The organism is Paenibacillus tengchongensis (assembly GCF_008973665.1).
Taxonomy (GTDB): Bacteria; Bacillota; Bacilli; order Paenibacillales; family Paenibacillaceae; genus Paenibacillus_AQ; species Paenibacillus_AQ tengchongensis.
On record NZ_WACP01000073.1, the window covers coordinates 1 to 551 of the forward strand.

The 551-nt window shown below is 53.9% G+C and carries 1 protein-coding gene; it reads right to left on the bottom strand.

All coding sequences use genetic code 11. The features are described from left to right. Positions 1 to 551: AMP-binding protein (locus tag F1381_RS27945; RefSeq protein WP_151738074.1), on the bottom strand; the 551-nt coding region annotated here is incomplete at both ends.

The following is a 551-nucleotide window of genomic DNA, read 5'->3' on the forward strand; positions in this document are numbered from 1 at the left end:
GTTTGTAGAGATTCATACTGGGCATCAAAATCCACAAGCGGCTGGAACGCACTCGGTGTGCAGTTTACGAACGTAATGTTATGCTGCCTGATGGTCCGCAGCATCCGGTTGTAGTCGTAAAGACCGGGAGTAAACAGGCATAGCGTCCCGCCCTTTACCAGGCTGGCGTACAGATTTTTTTGGGCCAGGTCAAAGCTGATCGGGGCAATCAGCAGGATGTTGTCCTGATCCGTGATCTCATACTGGTCGCTGGTAACCCAGTCGATCAGGTTGGCAAAGGCGTCCGCCCGCACTTTGACCCCTTTCGGCTTTCCGGTTGAGCCCGACGTGTACAGCAGATACATGATCCGTGCCGGATCGTACACCAGGCCGAGATTATCTCTGCTCCATTCGCTCTGTTCAAGCAGGTCTTCAATCGCGATGAACTCGCTTCCCTCATGCGTGATTTCTGTGTTCAGCTGCCGCTGCGTAAGGACGAGGGTGATTTGCGAATCGTCCAACAGATAGCGGATGCGTTCCTGCGGATATTCCGCGTCGATCGGCACATAAGC